The organism is Shimazuella sp. NTD247, assembly GCF_059510415.1.
On sequence record NZ_JCAJZU010000001.1, the window covers coordinates 803,321 to 829,384 of the forward strand.

32 protein-coding genes, 1 tRNA gene and 2 pseudogenes are annotated in these 26,064 nt (G+C 37.9%); 4 read left to right on the forward strand and 31 right to left on the reverse strand.

The genetic code is table 11. The annotated features are described in order from the left end of the window. Positions 1 to 63: 63 nt before the first annotated feature. The 9 genes and pseudogenes from AC5WOC_RS03995 to AC5WOC_RS04035 all read right to left on the reverse strand — a co-directional run. Positions 64 to 464: pseudogene (locus tag AC5WOC_RS03995) on the reverse strand (RNA-guided endonuclease TnpB family protein); the annotation flags it as partial. A 319-nt stretch (positions 465 to 783) separates the two neighbouring features. Continuing rightward, on the reverse strand, positions 784 to 1,227 hold the full coding sequence (gene ndk / locus AC5WOC_RS04000) for a nucleoside-diphosphate kinase (RefSeq protein ID WP_496054076.1): 444 nt from the start codon (positions 1,225 to 1,227) through the stop codon (positions 784 to 786). A gap of 75 nt (positions 1,228 to 1,302) precedes the next feature. Continuing rightward, the gene (locus tag AC5WOC_RS04005) at positions 1,303 to 2,274 is read right to left on the reverse strand and encodes a polyprenyl synthetase family protein (protein ID WP_496054077.1); all 972 of its coding nucleotides are present in this window, start codon (positions 2,272 to 2,274) and stop codon (positions 1,303 to 1,305) included. An 18-nt stretch (positions 2,275 to 2,292) separates the two neighbouring features. Further along, entirely contained in the window at positions 2,293 to 3,129 is an 837-nt protein-coding gene (locus tag AC5WOC_RS04010) for a menaquinone biosynthesis protein (RefSeq protein WP_496054078.1), read from the reverse strand. 14 nt (positions 3,130 to 3,143) lie between these two features. Continuing rightward, complete coding sequence (locus tag AC5WOC_RS04015; protein ID WP_496054079.1) at positions 3,144 to 4,010, reverse strand: UbiA-like polyprenyltransferase; 867 nt, start codon at positions 4,008 to 4,010, stop codon at positions 3,144 to 3,146. Between the two features lie 15 nt (positions 4,011 to 4,025). Continuing rightward, a complete protein-coding gene (locus AC5WOC_RS04020) occupies positions 4,026 to 4,757 on the reverse strand; it encodes a demethylmenaquinone methyltransferase (RefSeq protein ID WP_496054080.1) in 732 nt (243 codons plus the stop codon). Then, a complete protein-coding gene (locus AC5WOC_RS04025; RefSeq protein ID WP_496054081.1) occupies positions 4,754 to 5,410 on the reverse strand; it encodes a heptaprenyl diphosphate synthase component 1 in 657 nt (218 codons plus the stop codon). Before AC5WOC_RS04025 ends, AC5WOC_RS04020 begins: the two co-directional genes overlap by 4 nt. A gap of 146 nt (positions 5,411 to 5,556) precedes the next feature. Then, positions 5,557 to 5,775: a trp RNA-binding attenuation protein MtrB gene (mtrB, locus tag AC5WOC_RS04030; protein ID WP_496054082.1), complete on the reverse strand. Its 219-nt coding sequence runs from the start codon at positions 5,773 to 5,775 to the stop codon at positions 5,557 to 5,559. 59 nt (positions 5,776 to 5,834) lie between these two features. Next, a tRNA-Pro gene (locus AC5WOC_RS04035) sits at positions 5,835 to 5,911 on the reverse strand. Positions 5,912 to 6,054: 143 nt separating this feature from the next. On the opposite strand from AC5WOC_RS04035, the gene AC5WOC_RS04040 reads away from it, so the two are divergent. Continuing rightward, on the forward strand, positions 6,055 to 6,255 hold the full coding sequence (locus tag AC5WOC_RS04040) for a hypothetical protein (RefSeq protein WP_496054083.1): 201 nt from the start codon (positions 6,055 to 6,057) through the stop codon (positions 6,253 to 6,255). An 81-nt stretch (positions 6,256 to 6,336) separates the two neighbouring features. Here the strand turns inward: AC5WOC_RS04040 and folE are convergent, their stop codons facing one another. The 6 genes from folE to AC5WOC_RS04070 form a co-directional block, all read right to left on the reverse strand. After that, the gene (gene folE / locus AC5WOC_RS04045; protein ID WP_496054084.1) at positions 6,337 to 6,894 is read right to left on the reverse strand and encodes a GTP cyclohydrolase I FolE; all 558 of its coding nucleotides are present in this window, start codon (positions 6,892 to 6,894) and stop codon (positions 6,337 to 6,339) included. A 97-nt stretch (positions 6,895 to 6,991) separates the two neighbouring features. Then, positions 6,992 to 7,267 (reverse strand): HU family DNA-binding protein, encoded by a 276-nt coding sequence (locus AC5WOC_RS04050; RefSeq protein WP_496054085.1) that lies wholly within the window; start codon positions 7,265 to 7,267, stop codon positions 6,992 to 6,994. A gap of 160 nt (positions 7,268 to 7,427) precedes the next feature. Continuing rightward, entirely contained in the window at positions 7,428 to 8,906 is a 1,479-nt protein-coding gene (gene spoIVA, locus AC5WOC_RS04055; RefSeq protein ID WP_496054086.1) for a stage IV sporulation protein A, read from the reverse strand. Positions 8,907 to 9,232: 326 nt separating this feature from the next. Then, entirely contained in the window at positions 9,233 to 9,358 is a 126-nt protein-coding gene (locus tag AC5WOC_RS04060) for a hypothetical protein (protein WP_496054087.1), read from the reverse strand. Positions 9,359 to 9,411: 53 nt separating this feature from the next. Further along, entirely contained in the window at positions 9,412 to 10,110 is a 699-nt protein-coding gene (locus tag AC5WOC_RS04065; RefSeq protein ID WP_496054088.1) for a YphF family lipoprotein, read from the reverse strand. A gap of 12 nt (positions 10,111 to 10,122) precedes the next feature. After that, positions 10,123 to 10,284, reverse strand: a complete 162-nt coding sequence (locus AC5WOC_RS04070) for a hypothetical protein (RefSeq protein WP_496054089.1) — start codon at positions 10,282 to 10,284, stop codon at positions 10,123 to 10,125. 127 nt (positions 10,285 to 10,411) lie between these two features. Between AC5WOC_RS04070 and AC5WOC_RS04075 the strand changes: the two genes are divergently transcribed. Further along, a complete protein-coding gene (locus AC5WOC_RS04075; protein WP_496054090.1) occupies positions 10,412 to 11,014 on the forward strand; it encodes a hypothetical protein in 603 nt (200 codons plus the stop codon). A gap of 162 nt (positions 11,015 to 11,176) precedes the next feature. Here AC5WOC_RS04075 and AC5WOC_RS04080 read toward each other — a convergent pair whose 3' ends face one another. The 13 genes and pseudogenes from AC5WOC_RS04080 to AC5WOC_RS04140 all read right to left on the reverse strand — a co-directional run bounded on the left by AC5WOC_RS04080 (position 11,177) and on the right by AC5WOC_RS04140 (position 21,762). Beyond that, positions 11,177 to 12,196: an NAD(P)H-dependent glycerol-3-phosphate dehydrogenase gene (locus AC5WOC_RS04080; RefSeq protein WP_496054091.1), complete on the reverse strand. Its 1,020-nt coding sequence runs from the start codon at positions 12,194 to 12,196 to the stop codon at positions 11,177 to 11,179. After that, positions 12,193 to 12,810 (reverse strand): glycerol-3-phosphate 1-O-acyltransferase PlsY, encoded by a 618-nt coding sequence (plsY, locus tag AC5WOC_RS04085; protein ID WP_496054092.1) that lies wholly within the window; start codon positions 12,808 to 12,810, stop codon positions 12,193 to 12,195. Before plsY ends, AC5WOC_RS04080 begins: the two co-directional genes overlap by 4 nt. A 15-nt stretch (positions 12,811 to 12,825) precedes the next feature. After that, on the reverse strand, positions 12,826 to 14,142 hold the full coding sequence (gene der, locus AC5WOC_RS04090) for a ribosome biogenesis GTPase Der (RefSeq protein ID WP_496054093.1): 1,317 nt from the start codon (positions 14,140 to 14,142) through the stop codon (positions 12,826 to 12,828). An 82-nt stretch (positions 14,143 to 14,224) separates the two neighbouring features. Continuing rightward, the gene (locus tag AC5WOC_RS04095) at positions 14,225 to 14,413 is read right to left on the reverse strand and encodes a capping complex subunit for YIEGIA (RefSeq protein WP_496054094.1); all 189 of its coding nucleotides are present in this window, start codon (positions 14,411 to 14,413) and stop codon (positions 14,225 to 14,227) included. Beyond that, positions 14,414 to 15,289, reverse strand: coding sequence for a YIEGIA family protein (locus AC5WOC_RS04100; protein ID WP_496054095.1), 876 nt, complete (start codon positions 15,287 to 15,289; stop codon positions 14,414 to 14,416). Further along, positions 15,271 to 15,882 carry a hypothetical protein gene (locus tag AC5WOC_RS04105; RefSeq protein WP_496054096.1) on the reverse strand — a complete coding sequence of 204 codons (612 nt, stop codon included), beginning with the start codon at positions 15,880 to 15,882 and terminating at the stop codon, positions 15,271 to 15,273. Before AC5WOC_RS04105 ends, AC5WOC_RS04100 begins: the two co-directional genes overlap by 19 nt. A 462-nt stretch (positions 15,883 to 16,344) precedes the next feature. Continuing rightward, positions 16,345 to 16,734, reverse strand: coding sequence for a hypothetical protein (locus AC5WOC_RS04110; protein WP_496054097.1), 390 nt, complete (start codon positions 16,732 to 16,734; stop codon positions 16,345 to 16,347). A 181-nt stretch (positions 16,735 to 16,915) separates the two neighbouring features. Further along, positions 16,916 to 18,058, reverse strand: a complete 1,143-nt coding sequence (gene rpsA, locus AC5WOC_RS04115) for a 30S ribosomal protein S1 (RefSeq protein WP_496054098.1) — start codon at positions 18,056 to 18,058, stop codon at positions 16,916 to 16,918. A gap of 94 nt (positions 18,059 to 18,152) precedes the next feature. Then, positions 18,153 to 18,749 (reverse strand): lysophospholipid acyltransferase family protein, encoded by a 597-nt coding sequence (locus AC5WOC_RS04120; RefSeq protein WP_496054099.1) that lies wholly within the window; start codon positions 18,747 to 18,749, stop codon positions 18,153 to 18,155. 7 nt (positions 18,750 to 18,756) lie between these two features. Beyond that, positions 18,757 to 19,425, reverse strand: coding sequence for a (d)CMP kinase (gene cmk, locus AC5WOC_RS04125; protein WP_496054100.1), 669 nt, complete (start codon positions 19,423 to 19,425; stop codon positions 18,757 to 18,759). Between the two features lie 233 nt (positions 19,426 to 19,658). After that, positions 19,659 to 21,002 carry a germination protein YpeB gene (ypeB, locus tag AC5WOC_RS04130; protein WP_496054101.1) on the reverse strand — a complete coding sequence of 448 codons (1,344 nt, stop codon included), beginning with the start codon at positions 21,000 to 21,002 and terminating at the stop codon, positions 19,659 to 19,661. 12 nt (positions 21,003 to 21,014) lie between these two features. Further along, a pseudogene (locus AC5WOC_RS04135) lies at positions 21,015 to 21,386 on the reverse strand (cell wall hydrolase); the annotation flags it as partial. A 205-nt stretch (positions 21,387 to 21,591) separates the two neighbouring features. Further along, positions 21,592 to 21,762, reverse strand: coding sequence for a hypothetical protein (locus AC5WOC_RS04140; protein WP_496054102.1), 171 nt, complete (start codon positions 21,760 to 21,762; stop codon positions 21,592 to 21,594). 143 nt (positions 21,763 to 21,905) lie between these two features. On the opposite strand from AC5WOC_RS04140, the gene AC5WOC_RS04145 reads away from it, so the two are divergent. Continuing rightward, complete coding sequence (locus AC5WOC_RS04145; protein WP_496054103.1) at positions 21,906 to 22,085, forward strand: hypothetical protein; 180 nt, start codon at positions 21,906 to 21,908, stop codon at positions 22,083 to 22,085. 106 nt (positions 22,086 to 22,191) lie between these two features. Further along, a complete protein-coding gene (locus AC5WOC_RS04150; RefSeq protein WP_496054104.1) occupies positions 22,192 to 22,809 on the forward strand; it encodes a hypothetical protein in 618 nt (205 codons plus the stop codon). Positions 22,810 to 22,850: 41 nt separating this feature from the next. Here the strand turns inward: AC5WOC_RS04150 and AC5WOC_RS04155 are convergent, their stop codons facing one another. The 3 genes from AC5WOC_RS04155 to AC5WOC_RS04165 form a co-directional block, all read right to left on the reverse strand. Further along, complete coding sequence (locus tag AC5WOC_RS04155) at positions 22,851 to 23,828, reverse strand: YpdA family putative bacillithiol disulfide reductase (RefSeq protein ID WP_496054105.1); 978 nt, start codon at positions 23,826 to 23,828, stop codon at positions 22,851 to 22,853. Positions 23,829 to 23,896: 68 nt separating this feature from the next. Beyond that, on the reverse strand, positions 23,897 to 25,165 hold the full coding sequence (locus tag AC5WOC_RS04160) for a Glu/Leu/Phe/Val family dehydrogenase (RefSeq protein ID WP_496054106.1): 1,269 nt from the start codon (positions 25,163 to 25,165) through the stop codon (positions 23,897 to 23,899). A 210-nt stretch (positions 25,166 to 25,375) separates the two neighbouring features. Continuing rightward, positions 25,376 to 25,966: a genetic competence negative regulator gene (locus AC5WOC_RS04165; RefSeq protein ID WP_496054107.1), complete on the reverse strand. Its 591-nt coding sequence runs from the start codon at positions 25,964 to 25,966 to the stop codon at positions 25,376 to 25,378. Positions 25,967 to 26,064: the final 98 nt, after the last annotated feature.

The following is a 26,064-nucleotide window of genomic DNA, read 5'->3' on the forward strand; positions in this document are numbered from 1 at the left end:
CCATCACCTCATCCCATGCAGTTATGATGTACCTCCATGGACGGCGTATCTGTTACCAGTACGCTAGGCTGCTAAACCGGATATCGCTTTAGCGATATTGATCGCGCCATTGAGATCTGCATGGCTACGATAGCCACATTCCTTACAACAAAAATGAAGTCCCTTGCGATTTGCTTTATAGCAATGACCATTTTTGCATGTTTGGCTGGTATATTTCGGATTTACCAATTCAAATCGAATTCCAGCCATCTCGGATTTGTAGCGAATGTATTCTCGTAGTTGATAAAATGACCATGAATGAAGATTGCGACCTTGATCCGTGCGTTTCGATTTTGCTGTATTGCAAATGCCGCTCAAATCTTCCATCCGTATCACGCCAACACCGTTGGCAATGCACGGTCGACGATTTGACGACTGATCCAATGATTTTGTTCTCGCATCCAGCGTGATTCTTTGTTTTCGATCGCTTGATTGAATGTGATCGTTGGCATGTGTTCCCCCCTTTTCTTCCTCGATACACTTCCTATGGTATAAGTTTATTCAAACAACAGTAATGAATATAGCAAAAAATAGTTGCTCTAAGCGTTCCCTTTCTAAGGGATACCGAGCAACGCTGTCTTCCCTCCCACGATTGAAACCGTGGGCTTTCAGACAGCAGAATTCTGTAAAAATATCTTTCATTTTTCCCACTCTCTTAATGTCTTTTTAACTGTTCCTAAAAAAATGGCTTCCTTGTAGTTATCTCACAAGGAAGCCTGACAATTAATGATAACATCTCATTTACTAGATCCAACGGTTGATTGTTTTTTCATATTCTACTTGTTCATTCACTGGGAACCACAGTGCAAGCTCACGCTCTGCACTCTCAGGAGAATCAGAACCATGAATGATATTCATTCCTACACTAATTCCAAAATCTCCCCGAACGGTTCCTGGTAAAGCTTCTGATGGATTTGTTTTGCCCATCATTTGACGTGCTGTTGCAATTACATTATCTCCTGCTAAAACAAAAGCGAAAACAGGGCTAGAAGTAATAAATTCAACGAGTTCACCAAAAAAAGGACGTTCTTTATGCTCTGCATAATGTTTCTCAGCTAATTCGGTAGAAACACTCATTAATTTTGCTCCTAGCAATTGAAAACCTTTTTTTTCAAAACGAGAAACAATTTCTCCTACTAATCCACGTTGTACACCATCTGGTTTAATCATAATAAATGTTTTTTCCATCAAAAGATCCTCCAATATGTATAGATAGATAACGAACCAAATTTTATCAAGCTTAATAAGGAAACGCAAGATTCATTAATAATTTCTTCCTACAATAAAATCAGCTAACATCTTTAGTAATTTTTTTTCATGTATGTCTGGTAGTTTATCAAGTTCATCGAGCGCTTTTTGAAGATATTGTTCGGAAAGTTTCAATGTAAAATCATTTCCGCCTGCTTTACGAACTAAGGAAAGCGTTTCAGGTGTAAGTGTCTGTGTTCCTTCTGAAGATAAAAAGGTATATATTGCCTCTTTTTCTGATTCAGGTAAATATTTAAGAGCATATATTACAGGGAGTGTCACATTCCCCTGTTTCAGGTCACTCCCTGCTGGTTTACCCAATGTTTTTTCGTCACCAGTAAAATCAAGCACATCATCTGTTAATTGAAATGCCATTCCAACATAATATCCATAAAGTCTTAAATGATTAATAACTTTTGGATTTGCTTCACTAACAATAGCTCCTAAATGACAACTGGTAGACATTAAAAGTGCTGTCTTTCGTTTTATTCTCGATAAATACTGTTTAATAGATGGATGAGGTTTGTATAAGTCCCTAATCTGATCAATCTCACCTTTGCACATCAAATAAATTGCTTGTGAGAGTGATTGATGTACTTTTGGAATTTGAATATCAGAGATGATTTGCAATGCACGGGAAATATTATAATCTCCAACATACATCGCAACACGGTTATCCCACTGTGCTTTTACTGTTGGCTTTCCTCTTCGCAAAGATGAATTATCAATAACATCATCATGTACTAATGTCGCCATGTGAATTAGCTCCAAAGCAACAGCAGTTCGAATCACTTGTTCTCGATTCCCTTTACCAAATCGTCCTGCCAGCAGTACAAAAACCGGGCGCATTCTTTTACCGCCAGCCCGGAGTAAATGAGTAGAAGACTGCTTAAGTTCCAGCTGATTTGTATCCACAGACAAAGCCAACAATTCTTCTACTCTTTCTAAATCAGTTTTTATATGTCGATAAATGCTTGCTAGTCGCAAATTCCTCACCCTGTTAACTTAGATGTGTACAGGTAGATCCATAAGTTCTATTTTCACTTCTTTATCAATTAGACCAGCTAGTTTTGCATAGTGGTAAAAAGCGGACAGCCCTTCTTGTTCCTCTGATCCAAAATCATAGATTAAACCAGTAAAATACTTTTTCCAACTAGCTATATTTCCACCTAGTAGCTCTATGGCTTCTTGGATTACGGGCATAAGTTCTTGTCTGCCACGTTTTTTGGCCTCCATAAACCGTTGATAGATAAGTGATAGTGTCTCCTGTCTTTCCTCGGCTACTTGACGATTTACTGCCCAGATAGCAAATGTCATTGGTAATCCTGTCTGTTTATACCATTCTAGACCTAAATCGTATACATAATATTTTTTGTTTTTCCAATTTGCAAGTATTGCGTCATCCCCAATAAGTAATGCTGCGTCTGCCTGATCCATCATTTTATCCAACTCAGGTTCTTCAATAGAATAAGCCGGAGTTCCTTCTGAAAAATATTCCAGTAGTATCTTTAGCAAGTTAATCGATGAAGCGGATCGATTGGTCAAAGCAATTTTTTTATTTTTCACTGCATCGAAAGAATCATATTTACTAAATAAAAAAATTGAACCTACTTCGCCTTTTGCGCTAACAGATAAATCAGGCATCACTACATATTTCGAAAAGTTTTCTGCATAGGCAAAAGAAGATATTGGACTCATATCAATCTTACCTGCTGCCATTGATTGGTTTAATTTTGAAGGCACTTTGGAAATGAGCTCAATTGGTAAATCAGTGAAATGAAAATAGTGATAAACAGGCAAAACATTTGTAAAGGCAATCTTTCCAATTTGAATCGGCTGCATGATTGTCCCCTCCTTTATCGAGTTAAAACATCGATTAATGAGAAACAAAATACAATTACGCTCAATACACCATTCATCGTGAAGAATGCAGTATTCAATCGAGAAAGATCATCATGTGAAACTATGGAATGCTCATAAATTAAAATAATCAATGCAACAATTACACCTAGTCCGAAGATAATTCCTAAATCAGTTAACCATAAAAGGGCAAACAACCCCAAAACTGTCCCAAAGTGCATCAATGAAGAGACTTGAAGACCTCTTTTAATACCAAATCTAGCAGGAATAGAGTGCAGCCCTTCTTTTCGATCAAACTCTACATCTTGACAAGCATAAATAACATCAAATCCGCCAATCCACAATGCTACTGTCAAAAAAAGCAATATACTTTTTATATCAATTTGTCCAGTTGTAGCAATCCACCCACCCAAAGGCCCCAACCCTGTCGCAATTCCTAAAATGATATGACAAGCCCATGTAAACCTTTTTGTATAGGAATAAAATACAAGGAAAAATACAGCGATTGGTAACAATTCCATCGCGAGTAAATTTAGTTGATAAGCGGCAATAAACAATACTACAAAAGAAGCAATAACAAATCCCCATGCAAAGGAGACAGGAATAAGCCCTTTTGGAATATGCCTCTCTGCAGTTCTTGGATTTCTCGCATCGATTTTTCGATCGATAATTCGATTTAATGCCATAGCAGCACTTCTAGCAGCTACCATTGCGATGGTAATCCAAATTATTTGCATCCAAGACGGAAACTCATTTTTCACTTCTAAACTCCCTAGAATTGCGCCCAGATAAGCAAAAGGAAGAGCGAAAATAGAGTGTTCAAATTTAATCATATCCAAAACGAGTTTTAATTTTTTTAACATGATGTATACCTTCTTCTACTTGTAGCCAATATGTAGAGCAGTAATGCCCCCTGATAAAGGATACACCTCTATCGAAGAAAATCCAACCTCTTGCTTCATCATTTGTTCTAATTCTTTGTAATCCGGAAATGATAACAGCGAAGTGGGAAGCCATTTATACTGCTCATAGCGATTTACAAATAGTTTACCCAATAAGGGCAAAATTCGTCCAAAATAGAAATAATAAAGAGCACGAAACGGCTTCCAAGTAGGTTTGGATAATTCAAGTGAAACTACTTTTCCACCTGGTTTTACAACTCTTTTCATTTCTTTTAAAACTGCAATTACATCAGGGACATTGCGAAGCGCAAATCCGATAGTTGCAAAATCAAAAGTATTATCTGGATAAGGTAATTCCAATGCATTTCCTTCAATCAAATTGACACTTTCTTGCAATCCTTCTTTTTCCAATTTTGACAATCCAATTGTAAGCATATTTGCACTAAAATCCAAGCCAATAATACTTCCTGTTTTGGATGCTTTTGCTAAAGCGATTGTCCAATCACAAGTTCCACAACATACATCCAATGCTGAATCACCTGGCAAAACATTCATTTTTTTCATCGCAAACTTTCTCCAAGCACGATGTCGTCGAAAGCTTAAGATACTATTCATTTTGTCATAATGGTCAGCAATATCTTCAAAAACTTGATGGACATATTTTTCTTTTTCTGTCCCTTTTAATGATACTCCTTTCGTTTCCTTCATTGGAGAGCCTCCCTTTCCATGAGCATTTGATCTAATACAGAACGAACTTCAAGATGATCGATGGTTTCCAAATATGCCAAGACATCTTTTCGTTCTATCTCTGGAATTCGATTGTGATCCAAATGAAGAAAATAAGACAAAAGTGAACACCAGATGTAATGCTTCTGAACATGAAAAAAATCGGCTAATGCCGTCAGCAATTGTCGTCCAGTCCAAACTTCTTGTGAAAAAGAGTCAAAAGTACCATCTATATGATGCTGCATATTTGCTTCACATATTTGAATTGCTGTTTTTGATAACATCTGCATACCATCGATTTCTTTGGCATTAGCTAATGTTTTATAAAATAAACTACTATAATAATCACCAGCTAATATCGTTAACTGCTTTTTTCGAACTAGATCATGGTCCTGTTCATCTTCAAGCGTCACTTGTTCATGCACAACAAGTCCCATGCGCAAAAGTGCAGTTGACACACCATACGTAACTATACGATCTGGATTTTCATGATTAGAAGTCAGCATTAGTTGAAGTATTTTTATAAATAGATCTGGTATACTAGGTTTTCCACATCTCTCCAGTAAGTAGTGATGGTCTGTTAATTGATAAAGATAATCAATAATCTCCTCTTGTTTCCTATGTATGGACGTCATTAAAGCGTCCTCCTATATTTGCTATATCTCCGATAGTATAACATAAGTGAGAATCAAAAATCATTTGTAACAAATTTGTAAATCTACCAGAATCCACTGTTCGCAATACACAACAAAAGCCAGAGTAGTTAACTCTAGCCAAATGTTTAATCGTCCGTATCTATTTTTCCAAAAGAAGTAATAATTTCAGCTTTTCCCCGAATTTTCACTGCAGATGTGTGTTCTGTAAACTGCGCAATCATCACTTCTCCTTTATCCAACTTCTCCGAGTGATGAAAACGTGTATCTTTCCCACGAGTAAGTCCTATCACATTCACACCATTTTCTTTTGCTTTTATCACAAAATAATCTACTTGATTACCCATTTTCATACCCCCATTTGTTTGGGAAAAAAAAACCCTCCCGAAACTTGGAAGGGATTTTATGGTCGGGCTAGCCAGATTTGAACTGACGACCTCTTGCGCCCCATGCAAGCACGCTACCAAGCTGCGCCATAGCCCGTTATAAGTGAACAAATAACATTTTATAACGAGCATCATCACGTGTCAATAAAAATGTGAGAATAGCCTATCACTTTCTATTACCATAAACCTTTACCTAGTGTTATACTTATAGAAATCAAGCGGATCGTTTTTGGAGCAAAAGTGAGTGAATCATTTGAGCAGATTGTTTGCCAGAATGATCTTGAAAGCGTAACGCTTCCAGCGATGAGAGGGGCCCTGCGTGATACAGCTAACGAGCACGATGAAGAAGTACAAGCGCACATCAATACGGCTTACGCAGACGACCCACTCCGCCGTCAAGATTGGCTCGATCTCTGGGAAGATCTGAAAAGAAAAATCTAGCCAAACTTCCTCAATCATCACGGCAAATTCCATATTCGATCTATTTGACCAGCTTCTTGTTTGGAGCTGGTCAATCGATTTTTACACACGGATCAAAGTTAATATTTCTGCTCGTTTTTCAGGAGATTCGGCAAATACTCCTCTTACAGCAGTAGTAATTGTTTTTGCTCCTGGTTTTTTTACTCCTCTCATTGTCATACACATATGTTCTGCCTCGATAACAATCATGACACCATGCGGCTCTAGTTTCGACATTATTGCATCAGCTACAGTTGCAGTTATCCGTTCTTGCAACTGTGGCCGTTTGGATAAAACCTCCACAGCACGCGCTAATTTACTGAGCCCTGTTACCCGTCCACTCTTTGGTATATACGCTACATGTGCATGTCCAAAAAATGGGATCAAATGATGTTCACAAATAGAATGAAAAGGAATATCTTTGACAAGTACCAACTCTTCATGTTCTTCACTAAAAACAACAGAGAAAAGTTCTTCTGGTTCTTCGGAAAGACCAGCAAATACTTCTTCATACATACTCGCCACTCTAGCAGGTGTATCGACCAATCCTTCTCTAGTCGGGTCTTCTCCTATTGCTTCTAAAATCATTTTTACAGCTTGTTCTAATTTTGCTTTATCCATCTTTCCATAATATCCCTTCTAATACACAAAAAGACCCGTAAAAAGGGTCCTTTTGTGTTTATATGTAGTCCCATCCGATGGATAGAAGAAGAAGAACCTACTTGTTGACTTCTTCTTTCAATTGCTTCCCTGGTTTGAAAGCTGGAACTTTCATTGCAGGAATATCAATTTCTTCACCAGTTTGCGGATTGCGCCCTTTACGAGCTGCACGCTCGCGGACTTCAAAGTTACCAAACCCGATCAGTTGAACTTTTTCTCCAGCACCTAGTGCATCAGAGATTGCAGACAATACTGCTTCTACTGATTGTGTAGCTTCTTTTTTAGTAGTTTCTGTAGCTTCTGCTACCTTGTTGATTAGATCGGTTTTGTTCATAACCGCACCTCCTGTACAAATCACCTATTGTCTTTCCTATGAGAGACAATACGTGGGACACATCTATACTAATACAAGCAAACCATGTAGTTCAAGTACTAACCGTGATTTTTCCATAAAAAAATCAGGCCGATAGATTTTAGCCTATCGACCTGGTCCTTTATAAGATAATTGCGATTAATCCACCAGAGCCTTCATTAATGATTCTTTCCAGTGTTTCTTGCAATTTATATCGTGCATTTTCCGGCATCATCGATAATTTTGCCTGTATTCCTTCACGTACAATGGAATTTAAGGAACGTCCAAAAATATCAGATTCCCAAATCCGCAATGGATCTTGTTCAAAATCTCTCATCAAATAATTGACAAGTTCTTCTGACTGTCTTTCTGTTCCTATAATGGGAGCAAATTCCGAATTGACATTCACCCGAATCATGTGAATGGATGGTGCCGTAGCTTTCAAACGAACTCCAAAACGGGATCCTTGTTTAATTAATTCAGGCTCATCAAGACTCATTTCTTCTAAAGTAGGTGCTGCTACCCCATAACCTGTTGTCTTTACCATCTGCAATGCATCAGAAACTTTATCATACTCCCGTTTTGCAATAGAAAAGTCTTGCATCAATTGTAATAAATGGTCTCGCCCTCGTATTTCCTCTCCTACTACTTCTGTCAATACACGATCGTACAGTTCGTCTGGTGCATATAGATCTATTTCCGCAACACCTTGCCCCATATGCATTCCAGAAAGTGAAGCTTTATCGATAAATTCATACTCATAAAACTTTCCAACCACGCGATCAACATCTCGTAATCGACGGATGTCTTTTACAGTTTCCCGCACCGAAACTTCAAATTCTTGGCGTAACCAATGCTTATCTTCTAATACCATGACCCAACTTGGTAAATTGACATTTACTTCATGCACAGGGAATTCAAACAAAACTTCTTTTAACACTGCAAGAATTTCTGTCTCATTCATACTGGCAACACTTACGGCAACTACTGGTATATCGTATTTTTCCACTAGGGATAAACGTAATTGTTCTGTTTCTTCGCTCTGTGGTTGCACAGAATTCAAAATCATAATAAAGGGTTTCCCTACTTCTTTTAATTCTTCAACCACACGTTCTTCCATTTCTTCATATGAACTTCTTGGAATGTCAGTGATACTTCCATCTGTTGTCACCACAATACCAAGTGTGGAATGTTCTTGTATGACTTTTCTAGTGCCTACTTCTGCAGCCTCTTGGAATGCAATTGGTTCTTCAAACCATGGAGTGTTAATCATTCTTGGGCCATTTTCATCTTCGTAGCCCTTCGCACCTTCAATCGCATATCCAACACAGTCCACCAATCGAATATTTACATCTAAACCTTCATCTACCATAACATTGATTGCTTGATTCGGAACAAATTTTGGTTCAATAGTCGTAATTGTTTTACCTGCACCACTATGCGGCAGTTCATCGATTGCTCTCGTTCGCTCGGATGTATCTGCTATGTTTGGTATGACTACTTGTTCCATAAAACGTTTGATAAAAGTTGACTTCCCGGTGCGCACCGCACCGACTACACCTAAGTAGATGTCTCCCCCTGTCCGTTCTGCAATATCTTTTAAGATATCTACTTTTTCCATCCAATACCCTCCTCAAAGGCTCATGCTTTGCTAGGTTTATTGCCGGTGCGAAGGCTTTATCCCTCCCTCCGGTTTTGCTATACGCTACTAATATATGAGCCTAATCTCTTAATATGATTAAAAGTAAAGAAAACTTGTCGATTGGCAAGTCGTTAGGCGTAGACAGAGACTTAGTTGCACTTATGCAGATGGAATTATCACTCCTCTTCTATTTCCATCTGCGAAAGAAAACTTGTCGATGTGTCTTGCCGTTAGGCGTAGACAGAGACTTAGTTGCACTTATACAGAAGAAAATAAATCATCTATCCAAAAAAAATAGAGCTACTTTATTCGTAGCTCTTCTCTTTTTCTTTTTGAACAGTATGAAATGCCACAATCCGTATACCTGCAAAAAGATAACCAAGCAAAAAAACGCCCGGAATGGTGATGAGATGAAACAGCCAAGTATTCATCTAACCCCCTACCTCTCTACTTATTACATCCATCTTATGATTCTTGTAATCATTTATGAAGAAAAAAGTATCTCGCCATTTTTTTTAATTTTTAAAACAGGGGAAAACGCTGGAACAAAAATGGAGTTTTCCGCCATAAATTTGCGAAGATCATCCTTTTCATCAGGCTTTTGCTTTGTTGTTTGTAGCAAACGTGTAACATCCCCTCGATAATCCAAAAAGATAAATCCATTTTTATCGACTAGCATAGGTAATTTAGAATCGGAGAAATATGGTGATGGAATCGAAATATCAGACATATTTATCGCTCCTAAATCAATGTCATAATATCCACCCGGTTCCTTTCCTTTAATTGGCAACTTCCCATTTTTCGTTTTAAAATTGATCACTGCCATTTGTACTTTCTCCACCTCATCATTTAGACGCATGTCAAATAGACGCACAAGCGGATTCTTTCCTTCTGCTCCAACAAATACATAGATGAAATTCCCTCCTTTTTCATAAGCTGTCAAGGGAGTTTCTGGCAATAATTGAAAATCAACCTGATAATGAGACGTAAATTTACGATCATCTGTAACATAACGATAAGGAAGCGTTTTATTCTGCCCAAGATACTGTTCTGACTGAGCCTGTACCCTTGCAATATGATTACTGACTTCTGACAATTGTTGTCTTTCTTCGTTAGGATACATACATGCAGTGAGACAAAAAAAACTGATAACAGCAAAAAAGACGGTAAAATATCGTTTCATTTCAAAAACCTCCTAAGAAGATAAAGCTCGAATACCAAATAATACTGCTATTATCAATGTTAAAACTGCAATAAAAAAAAGAAGAATCCGCAGCCAGCCTTTTTGCTGTTGCCTAGCAAACGCGACGAAAAAATTAACCAAAATCAGAAAAAAAATCGTTGCCATCAATGCCATCTTAGTCATTCCTTTCTTACAATAAGCAATTCCACTATTGCCTACTCCAATACGAGATAGAAGTCTAGACCCATGTTGTAAGCCCCGCATATGATAGATGGACTAACGCCTGAATGGAGGAGTAACATTGAAACAATCTCCTGTACGCTCAAGAAGAAACCATCGAAGACCAAGAATACCGACAGGTACTACTGCACGCAGACCTCTTCCTACTCCAGCTAGACTTCCCAACATTAACATTCTAAAGCTAATGGATGGATTTGTCTCGTTTCGTTCCACCGTCCAAAATTTAAGCCAATCGATCCAGCGTCTTGAGTCCATGATGGATCACACCACAAAGTTGTTTTCAGGAGGCAGAGATGCCCGAGCAGGAAGAACACCATTCGTACCACAGTTACCAAAACCACCAGTCAATAAAACTGATTTTGAAAAAGAATTCAAGGATGAGGAAATACCTGTCATACAATTGCCCCAAATGCCAGCAACTCGTTCCCCCTTATTTCAATCTCCGCTATTTCAATCTCCTCTCTTTCGTTTGTTGCAGTACGTAGATATGGGTAAATTATGGGGTATTCTGCAATCACCGATGGTACGTGGGTTTTTATCAAAGATGTTTGTTCCAAAAACAGCAACTACCAGTACACATTCTATCCAATCTTCCATTCCTAGAAAAAGGGTTGTTCGATCATCAGGAAGGAAAAATATTAGAAGAAAAAGGATAAAGCCTTAAGGCTTTACCCTTTTTTTTAAATCATCCTACACACAACAGCATCGAATCGAACTGATCCCTGTCCCAGATCCACCTATGCTCAAGTATTTGTAGGATAATATTTCGAACTACTCTAGAATATGTTTCTTCTCTGCCATGCGATATAGCAAAACGAAAAAAAATTTACCATCCTTGGGCCATTTCTTGCAATTCCCTTGTTTTTCCTCGATTCATTAAGTCTTCAACGGCAGCTTTAGGGTTTTTCCCCTCAAAAAGCACAGCATAAAGTTGTTCTGTGATGGGCATCTCAATATTGTATTTTTCTTTTAACGCATGCCCTGCTCTGGTTGTTTTTACTCCTTCAACTACCATTTTCATTTCAGACAAGATTTCAGATAAACTTTTACCTTGGCTTATAGAATAACCCGCTCTCCAATTACGGCTATGTTTGCTTGTACAAGTACCTATTAGATCACCTACTCCGGCTAGGCCAACAAATGTAATAGGCTCTGCACCCATCGCTGATCCAACACGAGCAATTTCTGCTAACCCTCTAGTCATCAATGCTGCCCTAGCATTATCCCCATAACCTAATCCATCTGCTAAGCCTGTAGCCAAAGCAATAATGTTTTTTAGTGCACCACCGATTTCTACTCCTACGATGTCTGGGTTGGTATATACACGAAAATAAGTATTGATAAATAATGTTTGTGTTAATTCAGCACTGTGCTGGCAGGAAGAAGCTACAACCACTGTTGTAGGAGAGCGCTGTATCACTTCTTCCGCATGACTTGGACCGGATAATACAACAATTCGATCATGCCATTCTGGTAGTTCTTCTGCAATCACTTCGGACATTCTTTTCCAAGATTCTTGCTCAAATCCTTTTGTAGCATGAATGATTAATGTGTCTTTTTGTACAAATGATTTTACCTGTACTAACATATCTCTCATTGCATGTGATGGTACAGCGAATAACACCACTTCCTTGTTTTTGACCACGTTTTCTAGTGAAGAGCTGGCAGCTAGATTCGAATGAAGTGCTGCTTCACCCAAGTAAGATGAGTTTCGGTGAGTATTATTTATTTCTTGCACAATCGCTTCTTTCCTAGCCCATATCGTCACATCATGACCATTATCCACAAGTACATTTGCTAAAACCGTTCCCCAACTACCTGCGCCTAAAACAGCGATTCGCCTCATTGTTTCTCTCCTTCTATCTGTCCAATTTTCCGTTCAGTACCTTGAAATAAACTCTTGATATTTCGCTTATGTCTGACAATGGCAAGAATAGCAATAATAATGCTCAGCCAAAGATAAGGCACTGGATAATGGGAATGAAGAGCTAAAACAGCGAAAGGCAAACCTACAGTAAAGACAAGGGAACCAAGTGAAACAAACCGGGTAATAACAATAAGTAGAATAGCAATAACCCCTGAGATAAGACCAGCATAAAACATCAAAGAAATAACAACACCAATTGTTGTTGCTACTCCTTTTCCGCCTCGAAAACGAAGAAAAACAGGCCAATTATGACCAAGAATAGCCATCAATCCACATAATGCTAAAACTACATCATTTTCCCCACTTAACAAATAGCCAATATAAATAGCAATAATTCCCTTTAAAGTATCTAAAAGTAAAACGATTATTGCTGGACCTTTCCCTAATACCCGGAGAGTGTTGGTTGCTCCTGCATTTCCACTGCCATGTTCACGGATGTCAACACCTTTCACCCATCTAGCCAAGAAATAACTAAAGCTGATCGATCCAATCAAGTACGCCAACACAACAGATGTAACAGAAAAAACGTTCATAAATCCTCCCCATCATTATTTATTCTTTTTTCTAAGTAGTATTCTTAACGGTGTCCCCTCAAATGCAAATGCCTCACGAAGTTGATTTTCCAAATATCGCAAATAACTAAAGTGTGCGAGTTCTGGATCATTGACGAATAAAACTATCGTTGGAGGTTTTACAGCTACTTGTGTAGCATATTGAACCTTAAATCTTCTACCCTTATCAGAGGGGGGTGGTGTTATCGTGATAGCATCTTGAATCACTTGATTAATCACTGATGTGGAAATACGCATCGCATGTTGTTCTGCAACTTCTTTTACTTTTGGTAATACTTTATTAACCCGTTGCTTTGTCTTTGCTGAAGTAAATAAAATAGGTGCATAAGGCATAAATTGAAATTGAAACCGTACTTCTTTGCGAAAACGATCCATTGTTTTCTCATCTTTTTCTACAGCATCCCACTTATTTACAACAAAAATAGCCGCTCTTCCAGCTTCATGCGCATACCCTGCTATTTTTTTGTCCTGCTCAGCTATACCACGTTCTCCATCTAATACGATCAGACATACATCAGACCGTTCAATTGCTTGCATTGCACGCAATACACTAAATTTTTCAATCGATTCGTACACTTTTCCACGTTTTCTTAGTCCTGCAGTATCAATAAGTACAAACGATTCATTATCATGGGTAAATGGTGTATCAATTGCATCTCTCGTTGTTCCAGCAACTGGACTTACGATAACACGTTCTTCTCCTAAAATAGCATTCACAAGAGAAGACTTTCCAACATTTGGTCTTCCAATTAAGGAAACTTTAATCGTTTCCTCATCATAGGTCTCTTCCATTTTATCAGGGAAAAGCGAAACTGTTAAATCCAACATATCTCCTGTTCCAGTACCATGTAATGAGGACACTGCAACAACATGTTCAAAACCTAGTTGATAAAATTCATATGCAAGATCAGCATGTTTATGGTGATCTATTTTATTGGCTACAATAATAACAGGTTTGTTCGTCTTATGTAATAGCCTTGCAACCTCCTCATCTCCCGAAGTAATACCTTCTCTGCCATCAACAACAAACAAAATAACATCAGATTCTTCTAATGCTAAGTCTGCTTGATTGCGAATATGATTTAAAATTTCATCTTGCTCCCCAAATTCTAAACCGCCAGTATCTATAACATGGAAACGTTCTCCGTTCCAATCACTCTGGCAATAAATTCGGTCTCTTGTTATTCCTGGTTCATCTTGCACAATGGCTATTCTCTCGCCTGCTAAGCGATTAAATATCGTTGACTTCCCGACATTTGGGCGGCCAACTATAGCAACAACTGGTAAACTCATGTAAACGATCCTCGTTTCTTTTCACTGTAATGTTCATGTCTTCCTCATTCAGTTTACCCATCGAAGGTTCTGACTTCAACTATTAATGCTTCACGATTATGTAGGTAGAATCATTCAATTGATGCGCCATCGCATCTAATATCTTTTCTAGAAGAAAAGCTCTATCCACTAATTCTTTGTCCGACTCTGTAATAAAAATAGGGGCTCCTCCACCAACTAAATCATGTTTCGTAGTGATAATCGCTAATATTTTTTCATTCAATGTTCTCACCTAATTTCCATCAAATTGATTTGGTTTGCGAACAGCACTCTCCAATACAGGAACATTTTGGATAATTTGAATCAACTTTGTGACATTCTTTTCCTGTGGTAATAAAACTAGTCCCAAGCGACCATCTTTCAAATCTAATTTTGCCAGTGGAGTTAAAGCTGGTTCACCGGAATCTCTTGTAACTCCGAGAATAGAAGAGACATCATGTAAAATTGCTTGCCTTTGTCCAAGATTAGAAATGGTTATCCTACTACTCGCATTCAGAGGTTTAATGATAATACCTACGCCAAAATCCAAAATACGCTTTCGATTGTCTTCTAATCCAATATTCATCAAATAAATATCTCCAGCATACAAACTGGGGCCATCCACACGCAGCGCCACTTCATAAACTTCTCCAATTTCACCTAATTTTTTACCAGATTTCAAAAAACTAGATATAACCACAACAATAACTCCGACTATAAACCCAGCTTTCCATCCGAAAAAAGTTACCACTGCACTTGTAAAAAGTGCAGCCAAAATAACAATATAATTCCTTCCTTCAAACACCATTGCAATTCCTTCAATATAGCTCAAACCACGAGGAACTAATTCCATTTCATCCAACTTTTGCAGGGTTTGTCTCTCCATGTTTCTCACATCACGAAATTGTTGAGCTGCTAACGTCAAAAAAGTGACTGCTGTATAATCTGGTTTCAACAGTGCTGGAATGGCAACAGCACCTAAAGCAGACGCAATCAGCCCAAGTGCCAGATTGATTATTTGTCCATGCGGATATGTAGGATATTGGCGGTAATCACTTTGTAACAACCGTACTCGTGTAATAAATCCAAATGCTACTCCAAATATAATTGCTAACGTTTCTTGATCCAATACACTAACCTCCAATTTCTCAATATCGCCGGCATCTGAAGCTGTATTCCTTTCACAACAATTAGGATGGAAACAATAAACCAAAATGTATCCATCTCTCCTAAACCAGGAAATATGATGGGACTAAGCCGATCTTGATATAAATAGCAGAGAATACATTGCGTAATCCACAACCCTCCAAATATCAAACTAAATTGTTCCACCAATCGATTTGAGGATACTACAGCTTCCCCAATGGATAAAAAAATAGTAAACCACTGAAACCCAGTTGATTTCCACAATAGCTGTGTTTGAGATACTTCATGAAACAAAAACAAAAGGCTGCCTAGCATAATCATTAGACTTACCAAACTCATCACACGCGGAAGTGAAATTTTCGTTAATGAATATACAAAAATAAAAAAAAGCAAAAGATAATCAAGTTTGATATCGATAGAAGATGTCACACTAACTGGTGGTAATAGAGAAGTACAACCAATAATTGTAAAAATAAGTGTAAATTCTTGTTTCGATAATGCAAATTGGGCTGGTAAATAATTAAGCCATCCCGTAGAAACCAAAATAAGAATAACAAATGGAATAAAAGTAGACATGTAACACCCCCTTTCGTTAGTATGGATAAAAACTTCAAAGAAAAACAAAAAACTTCCTTGATTAGGAAGTTTATCTTCATCTTTAACACTGTTTATAGAAATAGGTCAAAATTTTGACAACTCCATACGGCTAAAGCCGTTGGATTCTTGGGACGATAGCCTCATGACTATTTCATAACCAAGCTAACCCCGTGCGCCCCACGGTTTATGTTTGTTGATTTCTTCTTTGCCGCGAGCAAACTTGGTTTTCGTCTGTCATGACTATACATATATTACCATGGGAATGTTTGTTTGTAAGCTTGCTTTTTTCCAAAGGTTGAACTAGTGAAGGAAAATTCCTTACCCTCGTTCAACGCTCGCTTTCATCCCACGATTTAAACCGTGGGTTTTCTCGCTCGCAATGTTATAAGTACTGCCCGTCAGTCCACTAACGCAAACTAACGAGCAAAAGCTTGTGACTTACTATCCCCTAGCTCGAAAAAGATCAGCAATACAGTAGAAGTGACCGGAACCTAGACCCCAAATTAGTACACCAACACCATCCATTACATATCCCCATTTTTGAGGTTTATCCTCTAAACTGAAAGTCACTGTCTTACTAAAAGAGACACGCTTTCCATTAGGAGAAAGAAGAGACTTTGTAGTTTTGATATTGAGTTCCGTTCCCCCATCAGTTGTTTGTGGGCAAATCCACTCGTTTGAACGTCCGGCATAGTCGAGATCGGACTTGTTATTTGGGTCAAGAACGCGAAATTCGCCTTCAAATCGATATTCTGTTCCATCCTCAATAAGTTTTACATTTTTGAGATCAGTGAAATCAAAATATGAATTGCGATTTCCCCTACCACGCATTGTTGTCCCTTTCTTGATTTCTTTATTTTGGACTGTTTTAATATATCATGTTGTATTAATATTTGTACATGGAGTGCCCGAATAAAAGACGAAATTTTCGGACTCCCATTGCCATAAAAATGCCCACTTCTTATGAAATGGGCATTTTTATGCTGTTTCCCTATTTAGGGATAACAATCATTTATTTTAAATTGCGAAGTTCTGGATACATGTCTCCAAGCGTAACTCCAAAAGAACTACTGTCTTCTGTTTTTTCAGTTTCTTTAACTTCTTTTTTCACTGGTGCTGGCTGTTCCATAGCTTCTTTTATACTGAGGCTAATACGTTTTTGATCAGGTTGAATATCCAAAACTTTTACTTGAACTTCTTCGCCTTCTTTTAAAGCTTCGGATGGTGTGCCAATATGGCGATGAGAAATCTGAGAAATGTGCACAAGTCCCTCTACGCCTGGAAATACTTCGACAAATGCGCCGAAAGACACAAGTCTTTTCACTTCCCCTTTTACCACATCATCAACTTGGATTTCGCGAGCTACTTGTTGCCAAGGACCTTCTTGCGTCTCCTTAATGCTAAGGCTAATTCTTTCATTTTCGCGATTTACACTTAATATTTTCACGTTTACCTTATCACCAACATTTAACGCCTCAGATGGATGACCTACCCGATGCCAAGCGATCTGAGAAACGTGAACCAATCCATCTACTCCACCAATATCAATGAATGCCCCAAAGTCTGTCAAACGTTGAACGGTACCTTCTAGAACTGCACCTTCTTCAATATTATTAAGAATTTCGTCTTTCTTTTCATTTGCTTTTTCTTCTAGAACTGCTTTGCGAGATAAGATACATTTGTTTTTCTCTTTATCAAGTTCAACTACTTTTAATTCCAACTCTTTTCCTTTGTAATCAGAAAAATCTTCTACAAAGTGAAGTTCTACGAGAGAAGCAGGGATAAAACCACGAATACCGACATTCACTACTAACCCGCCTTTGACAACATCTGCTACTGTTGCAAAAATGGATTCTCCGGATTCGAATTTCACTTGTAATTCTCCCCAAGATGCTTCAGCATCAACAGCTTTTTTGGAGACAATAAATTGATCGTCTTCTTGATTATATCGGATCACTTTTACGTGAACCTCTTGATCTTCATTTAACTCATCTGCTACTTGTTCTACATGCAGACTAGATACTTCCGAGATTGGTAAAATAGCTTCTGATTTATAGCCTATATCAACTAAAGCTTGATTTTGCTCTACTTTCACTACTTTTCCATTAACGATATCTCCAACTTGCACAAATTCTGCTTTCATTTCCTCTGACATGCTGACAGACCTCCTCCATGAGATAAAACAAATGTGTCAAATTTATTTATTGTAATGATCATTGAGCAAAAACTGTACTCACATTATGATCCACTTACCGATACTTATTTACCAATATTTGAATTTTATCCATCATAATTTTGGTAACTTCTGTTATTACTTCTTTATCAATTTTTCCTGTCGTATATGGAGTCGTATCAATGGGCTCGCCAAAAATTACTCGAACAGATCGGAACATACGATATGGTCCAATCACTGCAACTGGAACAATAGGTGTTTTTGCTTTTAATGCAATATAAACTGCCCCTTCTTCCGCTTCTTCCGGTGCATCTGCTCTCTTACGCGTTCCCTCAGGAAAAATGCCCAATATTTCATTATTACGTAAGATAGTTATAGCAGTTTTAATCGCTTTCATATCACTCTTTCCACGCTTTACAGGAAAAGCATAAATCTTAGGTAAAATATAAGATAATACCGGTACTTTAAACAACTCTTCTTTTGCCATAAAATGGACTTTCCGTTTACAAGCACTTCCCACTAAAGGTGGATCTAATACACTGATATGATTGGAGCAAATAACTGCAGCACCCTCTGCGGGGACATGTTCCTGACCTTCTATTTTCCAACGGTAAACAGAAGCAAAAAGAACACGAAAACAACCTCTTAAAAACACATACCAGCGACTACTCATCCCCATACTACTCTTCACCGCCTACTTTGGTGCGACATAACTGAAGAATTTGATCAACAACCTCATTTGTCGTTAAATTGCTAGTATCTAAAAGAATAGCATCTTCAGCTTTGCATAATGGAGCAAACTGACGATTTTTATCATTAGCATCACGCGCAATAATTTCTTTGCGTAGAACATCTAAGGAAGGTTTCTGTCCTTTTCTTTTTAGCTCATGAAATCGACGTTGCACCCGTTTTTCCACAGACGCAGTTAAAAATATTTTAACATTTGCATTCGGCAATACATGAGTCCCAACATCTCTTCCATCCATAACAACTGAATGAATCCCCGCAAGCTGGCGCTGTTTATCAACCAGCACTTCTCGCACTCCACCTATTTTTGCAACAGCAGAGGCGAGCGCAGAAATTTTCTCTGTCCTTATTTCAGAAGTTAGATGGGTTCCATTTACTTCAATGCCTGAATCTGTAAATGAAAAACGCAATGATTCAGCCAAATGAAGAACTTGTTCCTCATTTTGTACATCGACGTTTTTTTTCAAAACCAACCATCCAACTGCTCGATACATTGCACCTGTATCGATATATTTTGCCCTCAGTTGTTTTGCTACCAATTTAGCTACTGTACTTTTACCAGCACCAGCTGGACCATCAATTGCTACCTGAATGGGCAACATATTTTAGTCGATCCTTTCCGTATGCATAAAAATAAAATGAGCAGGTCTTATAGCCTGCTCAAAGCGATGAACATATTATCATCTAGCTAATTCCATCGATAGACTTCGACCCGACATAACATCATATTTATGTAAACATTCGTGCTCGTTCTACAGGTATTATACTATACTTTGTCGAACTTGCAAGGGGTCAAAAGGTATTCTACTATGTCTGGTGATGCGGTTTTAACGTTCTAAACAGATGATATATCTGCTTTTGTGATCTTCTCAACATATTCTTCGTTTCCATTCTGCGCATTGATAAAGACACGATACTGATCTTTTCCAATGGTCCCAAGAAACTCATAGCATAATGCTTCTTTCGTATCTTCTCCATAAATATAAGCAAGATTGGTCTTCTGTATTTTTAAATGACGGCTGACAAATTTTCTTGCTTGTGCCTCACTGAGCTTTGGTTTACCTTTAACGGTTTCATGAAAATTAAACACATAGTCAGCTGCTTGAATCCCAACAATATTACCATTATCTAAAGCCACTTTCACCGTTAATGCTTGAGGATAAACCAAAATATCTCCTTCACGATGCACATAATTGAGTGAGAGTAAGTTATCCGATTCATTGTACGAGATGACCGACATGTCTGGGTATCCGATTCTTGTTAGGAAACGTCTTGCTCCTTCTTCTGCTTGCGCATATTTTAACTTTCTTTTACCAACTGGTCGTTCATCAATCATCCATACTACTTTCCCGCCAATTTTTGTGACATCTGTATAAACATCCCCAGATTTTAGTGAATAACGTACACTAAATGTTTGGTAATTACCTTTTTTATTCAAAACAGCAGTCATGTTTTTTGTTGTTGATCGGTTCATCAAATGAGCAACTTCTTGTTTTGCTTCTTCTGATGAAATTGTTTTCCCTTTCAAATTATTATACTTTTCTTTTTGTCTTACCTTTAAATTGTTTACAGTAGGTCCCCAATCAGCTTCTGGATATTGTTCCACCATTTTATTTACTTTGTGAAAACCATCAATTATCGTATTATCCATTGTTTTATCTTCTGAAGCTAAAGCCAATTCTACATCCATCCAACGAAGATTTTTATCCATGACTTTGGACTGAAGCTGATGCAGGTTCGTTCGTATTTCTTTTTGATGATTATACAATGACTGTAGTGATTTCCATTCGCTGTTGCTCATTCGTTCTTTATGAAGATCACGAACTCCAATTTTATAAGAAAAAGTACCCAGATCACTCAAAAATTCTTCTGCTTTATGAAAAGGCATTAGTGTCATCGGCAGCTGTGCAATGTCATTTTGAGCTGCATACGTCAAACGCCAAACATTTGTCATGGAGGTTGTTGTTTGTTTTGCAGAATTTATCGCTAATGATTTTCCCATCTCTGCATCCAATTGATCCATATGATCGTTCAGTTCATGGAAAGCTCTTTGGTATTGATTTTCCGCCTTAATCAATACAGAATCTTTATCTTGGCTTTCGTAGTAACCCCACACCCCGGTTGCAACCAAGGCAATTAACGTTACGGGAAATAAAACTGCTGAAATTTTCCTATACAAAGCCATTCGCTCCTATCTACAAAAAATGTGTTTACCAATCTTTTTCACTTGCGGCCTTGACCAGATCCATTTTGAAGTTGCGGTTTGTGGATTGAAGTAATAATTACATCCACTGGTTGGATCCATCCCATTAATTGCATCAAGTACTGCTTTTTTTGCAGTCGCATTCGGTGTTAAGTAAATTTGTCCATCTGCAACAGCTGTGAAAGCACCCGGCTGAAAAATCACACCAGAAACAGTATTAGGGAATCGTTTATCATCTAATCGATTTAAAATAACTGCGGCTACAGCTACTTGACCTATATATGGTTCTCCTCTAGATTCGCCATAGACAGCATTGGAAATTAAACGAATATCATTAGATGAAAATCCACTGCTGCTATTTCCTGCATTCCCTGCATAGGAAGGTTGAGAACCAACCAAAAGAAATAAACTTATGACAAAAAATAAAGGTAAAAAAATCAATTTTCCCATTTCTTCCTTAGCCCTCCCTACTTCCATTTTCAAAAGCATTACTTCTATCGAAATTTGATTTTACATTCTATTGTATTTTGAGCTGTTTTTCCTTTCCTTATACAAAAAAGAGGAGCTAAAAAAGCTCCTCATGGGTAATATCAAATAAATCTTGATTATCACACAAACATTTTTTGAAACCAGTTTCTATTTTCCCTTTCTTCCATCTACCTTTTAAGACAAATTGTTCACCGCATTGATTGCATTGTATATTTACAAGATATTTTGCTTGGTTGTTATCCATCATCGCATTCACCTCGTCTACATTAGTGTTGACAAAATAAAAATAAAAAATAAGTTATTTATGTGAAAATTATCTACAAGAATATACACATTAGAGGCAAAATGTTTTATACTTTAATATAATAAAGCAACGGGAGCTGCTGAAAAATGATCCTATATCAAACGGTCATGAACGGTCCCCAAAATCAAGAGAAATTGAAAGAGCTATTTCATAATCGAGATTACTATGATAACGAGACATTTGAAAAACAACTCCTATCCATCTTGATAGATAAAACCAAAGTTCATACCTTAATTCCATTCCCTTATAAGCAGACAGCTGGCTAGCTGTCTGCTTTTTGTGAATAAGAAACGAAAATAATAGGAAAAACTTGATAATTGGAAATAAATTTAGTTTAATTGGTAGTAGCCTTAGTCTATGGGAGGAGTAAGTTTGGCGGAATCAGACCATATTAAACCTTTAAAACGAAAAAGACCTAAAACACATTGGGTTTGGTATATTGGATGCATTATTGCATCATTAGGTATTGGCTTATCAATCGCTTATGCGATGCAACAAACTAAGGCTGCAGCAGAATTGAAAACATCAAAACCGACAAATGTAGCGTTGAAAAACACATCTAACAGAAATGCTGCCCCCATCACAATCACTCATTCTGCAAAATCAACTACATCGAATACAGCGGTCACACAAATTCCCGCAGCCGAAGACAAAGCACCTGTTTATCAAGTTCTTCCTACACCATCTCAAGCAAAAAAGAAAAATATATCAAAGATTTCCCCATCATCAACAGAAAAAAATGCAGGTAAAACGAATAAGTCAAAACTTAAACCAACAAAACCAGAAAATCATTCTGACAAAGGCACTACTTCAGCACCACCTAAAACAAATAAACCACCTACTCAAACACCAGAAATACCAAAGCCGGAAATACCAGAACCAGAGCCTAGTCAACCAACAAAACACAACAGTGGTCCTATCATAAAATTAGTAAAACGAGTAACAAATACAGTACAATACTTATTGACAGGAACAACTGAAAAAGATTAAAATAACCTCCACTCACTACGGGCGGAGGCTTTTCATCGTATTTATTCATATATGAATTCTTTTTGTTGTATACTTTCCGCTATTTGTTTTCCATGCAATCGACCATTCTCAATAAAAACTTTGCTAGTCTCGTCTCCACATATTACTACTCCAGCAATATATAAATTAGGAATAGTAGTCTCCATAGAACGAGAATAAATTGGTATGGTAGTATTTGCTTTAAATTGAACCCCGGCATTTTTCAACAGAGTAACATTAGGGCGGTATCCTGTCATTGCAAATACAAATTCAGCAGGAATTTTCTTATTCATACCTGAATGATTGACCAAAACTGCATCTTCTAGAATTTCTTCCACGTTTGAATCCCACATCATCTTTACTTTTCCACTAGCAATAGCAGATTCGATTAATGGTTTCACCCATGCTTTCACACTTGATTGGAAAGCGGATTGTCGATAAACCATTGTAACATTTGCATTCACATAAGATAGTTCTAATGCAGCATCAACTGCTGAGTTTTTACCCCCTATTACGACAACATCTCTTCCAGCAAAGGGATGTGCTTCTCGAAAATAATGATGGACATGAGAGAGATCTTCACCAGGTATACCGAGTAAATTTGGTTTTCCATAATAACCAGTAGCTACAATGACATATCTTGACTGAAAGATTTGTTTTTGTCCTCGGTATGTCGTCCAAATCTCAAAATGATCGCTACTTACCTTTATCTCATCAACTGGTTGATACTGCCGGATACGTAATTGATAATGTTCCACCAATCTGCGGTAATAGGTCAAACCTTCAGACCGGGTAGGTTTTTCATGTATAGTAGGAAATGGAATATCACCAATTTCGATTTTATCGGGCGAACTAAAAAATGTCATAGCTAGCGGAAAATGATAAATGGAGTTAACAATGCACCCTTTTTCCAAAAGAAGTGGATGAAAACCTAGTTTTTTCAATTCAATTGCAGCAGATAAACCACATGGACCTGCTCCAATAATAATGATATCTTCCATCTTGTCATCCTCTTATAAGAAAAACACCCGTGAATGGTGGGTGCTTTTCATTTTCTTCTATTATATGGTTAAACCCATCCGCGGAAACGGGAAGCTTCAGCCATTTTTCTTACTCCCACAATATATGCAGCAAGTCGCATATCAATTCCACGGGATTCAGCAGCTTGGTATACATTTTCAAATGCTTGGACCATTATTTGTTCCAGTCTAGATTGCACTTCTTCATCAGACCAGTAATAACCTTGATTATTTTGCACCCATTCAAAATAAGAAACGGTAACACCACCAGCACTTGCGAGAACATCCGGAACAAGCAGGACTCCTTGTTCAGTCAAAATACGCGTACCTTCTAATGTTGTCGGGCCATTTGCTGCCTCTACAACAATTTTTGCTTTTATATTTGCTGCATTTTTCGCTGTAATTTGGTTTTCTACAGCTGCTGGTACTAAAATATCACAGTCTAATTCTAGCAATTCTTGGTTGGAAATTGTTTCTTTAAACAATTTTGTCACCGTTCCAAAAGAGTCACGACGCTCCAACAAATAATCGATATCCAAACCATCTGGATCGTGTAATGCACCATATGCGTCAGAAATACCAACTACTTTCGCTCCAGCATCATGCATAAATTTCGCTAGAAAACTACCAGCATTTCCGAATCCTTGTATAACTACACGCGCACCTTTAATATCGATATTGCGTTTTTTGGCTGCTTCGTTAATCATGATTGTTACACCAGCAGCAGTTGCAGTCTCACGACCACGTGATCCACCGAGAACAAGTGGCTTTCCTGTAATAAATCCTGGTGAATCAAATTCCCGAATTCTGCTGTATTCATCAACCATCCAAGCCATAATTTGGGAATTTGTAAAAACATCCGGTGCAGGAATATCTTTTGTCGGCCCAACGATTTGGCTGATTGCACGAACGTAACCACGAGAAAGCCGTTCTAATTCTCCAAATGACATATTTCGCGGATCACAAATAATTCCACCTTTTCCTCCACCATACGGTAAATCAACAATGCCAGCTTTTAAACTCATCCAAATCGATAGTGCTTTCACTTCTGATTCTGTCACATCGGGGTGAAAACGAACCCCACCTTTGGTTGGTCCAACTGCATCGTTATGCTGTGCCCGATATCCTGTAAATACTTTTACTTTTCCATCATCCATACGAACTGGAATACGGACAGTCAAAATTCTCATGGGCTCTTTTAGTAGGTCGTACACCGCTTCTGGATAACCAAGCTTGTCCAAAGCGTTTTTAACGACTGTTTGTGTAGAAACTAGTACATCTAGATTTTCTTCTTGACCTTTCGCTATTGTTTGTCCCATCCTAACCACCTCGGTATGTTATCGAACTTAATCAATCACGTGAACAGTATACACCACTTCTTTAGCAGGAAAAAGCCTGTTCAAAAAGAAGATCAAACATATAAAATAGGATTGAAAACGCCCTTTTCACATTACTACAAATTGAATAGAAAAATCAAATGAAAATCCATAAAAAAACGCGCTAAAAGCGCGAATTTTATATTCTATAAATTAACCAAAATAGTGGATAATCTCTTGTATTGCATTCTCTTCCCATATAGCCTTTCCATATTCCATTAAAAATACATCAGTTGTTGTTGAAGGTTCACCAAATTCAAGTAATATTGCAATTACACCTTCAAGATGAGAAGTGGGTAATTCATCCCCAAACAGCAAGTAGTAATTATTTTTATAAGCATAAACTTGACCTGCTTGTTTCACTAACGGTTCTAGACGGAGAGCGGCTTGAACCAAATCTTCAAAATCGCTAAAACGGAAAGCGATACGATCACTCTCTTCCATCGTCACCTCTAGCTCATAGACATCGCTGCCATCAAAGTCATCATTTTCAGACTTAGGAACACGTCCACGTGTCACAACAACTACCATCCCTTGCGCTGGTAAGGCAAATACCTCTACGGCTAAAGGCCCAGCAATCTCAAAGCCTAATTCTTGGTATGCATGTTCCATCATATCATTAAATAGTTCATGCACCTTGGGGATATCCCGCCACATATCCTCTTTTTCAATTCCCCGATCCATTAAATCATCCAAAGTTAAAAAGAAACGGACTTTATCCCCACCTAGACGTTCGACACGCATGGCTCTTACCCTCCCTCGCTGGAGACCTTTACTCTCTTATAGTATGTGATTAGAGAAAAATTGTTCCTTCTCCAAGTCTCCATTTCTTTCTACTATTA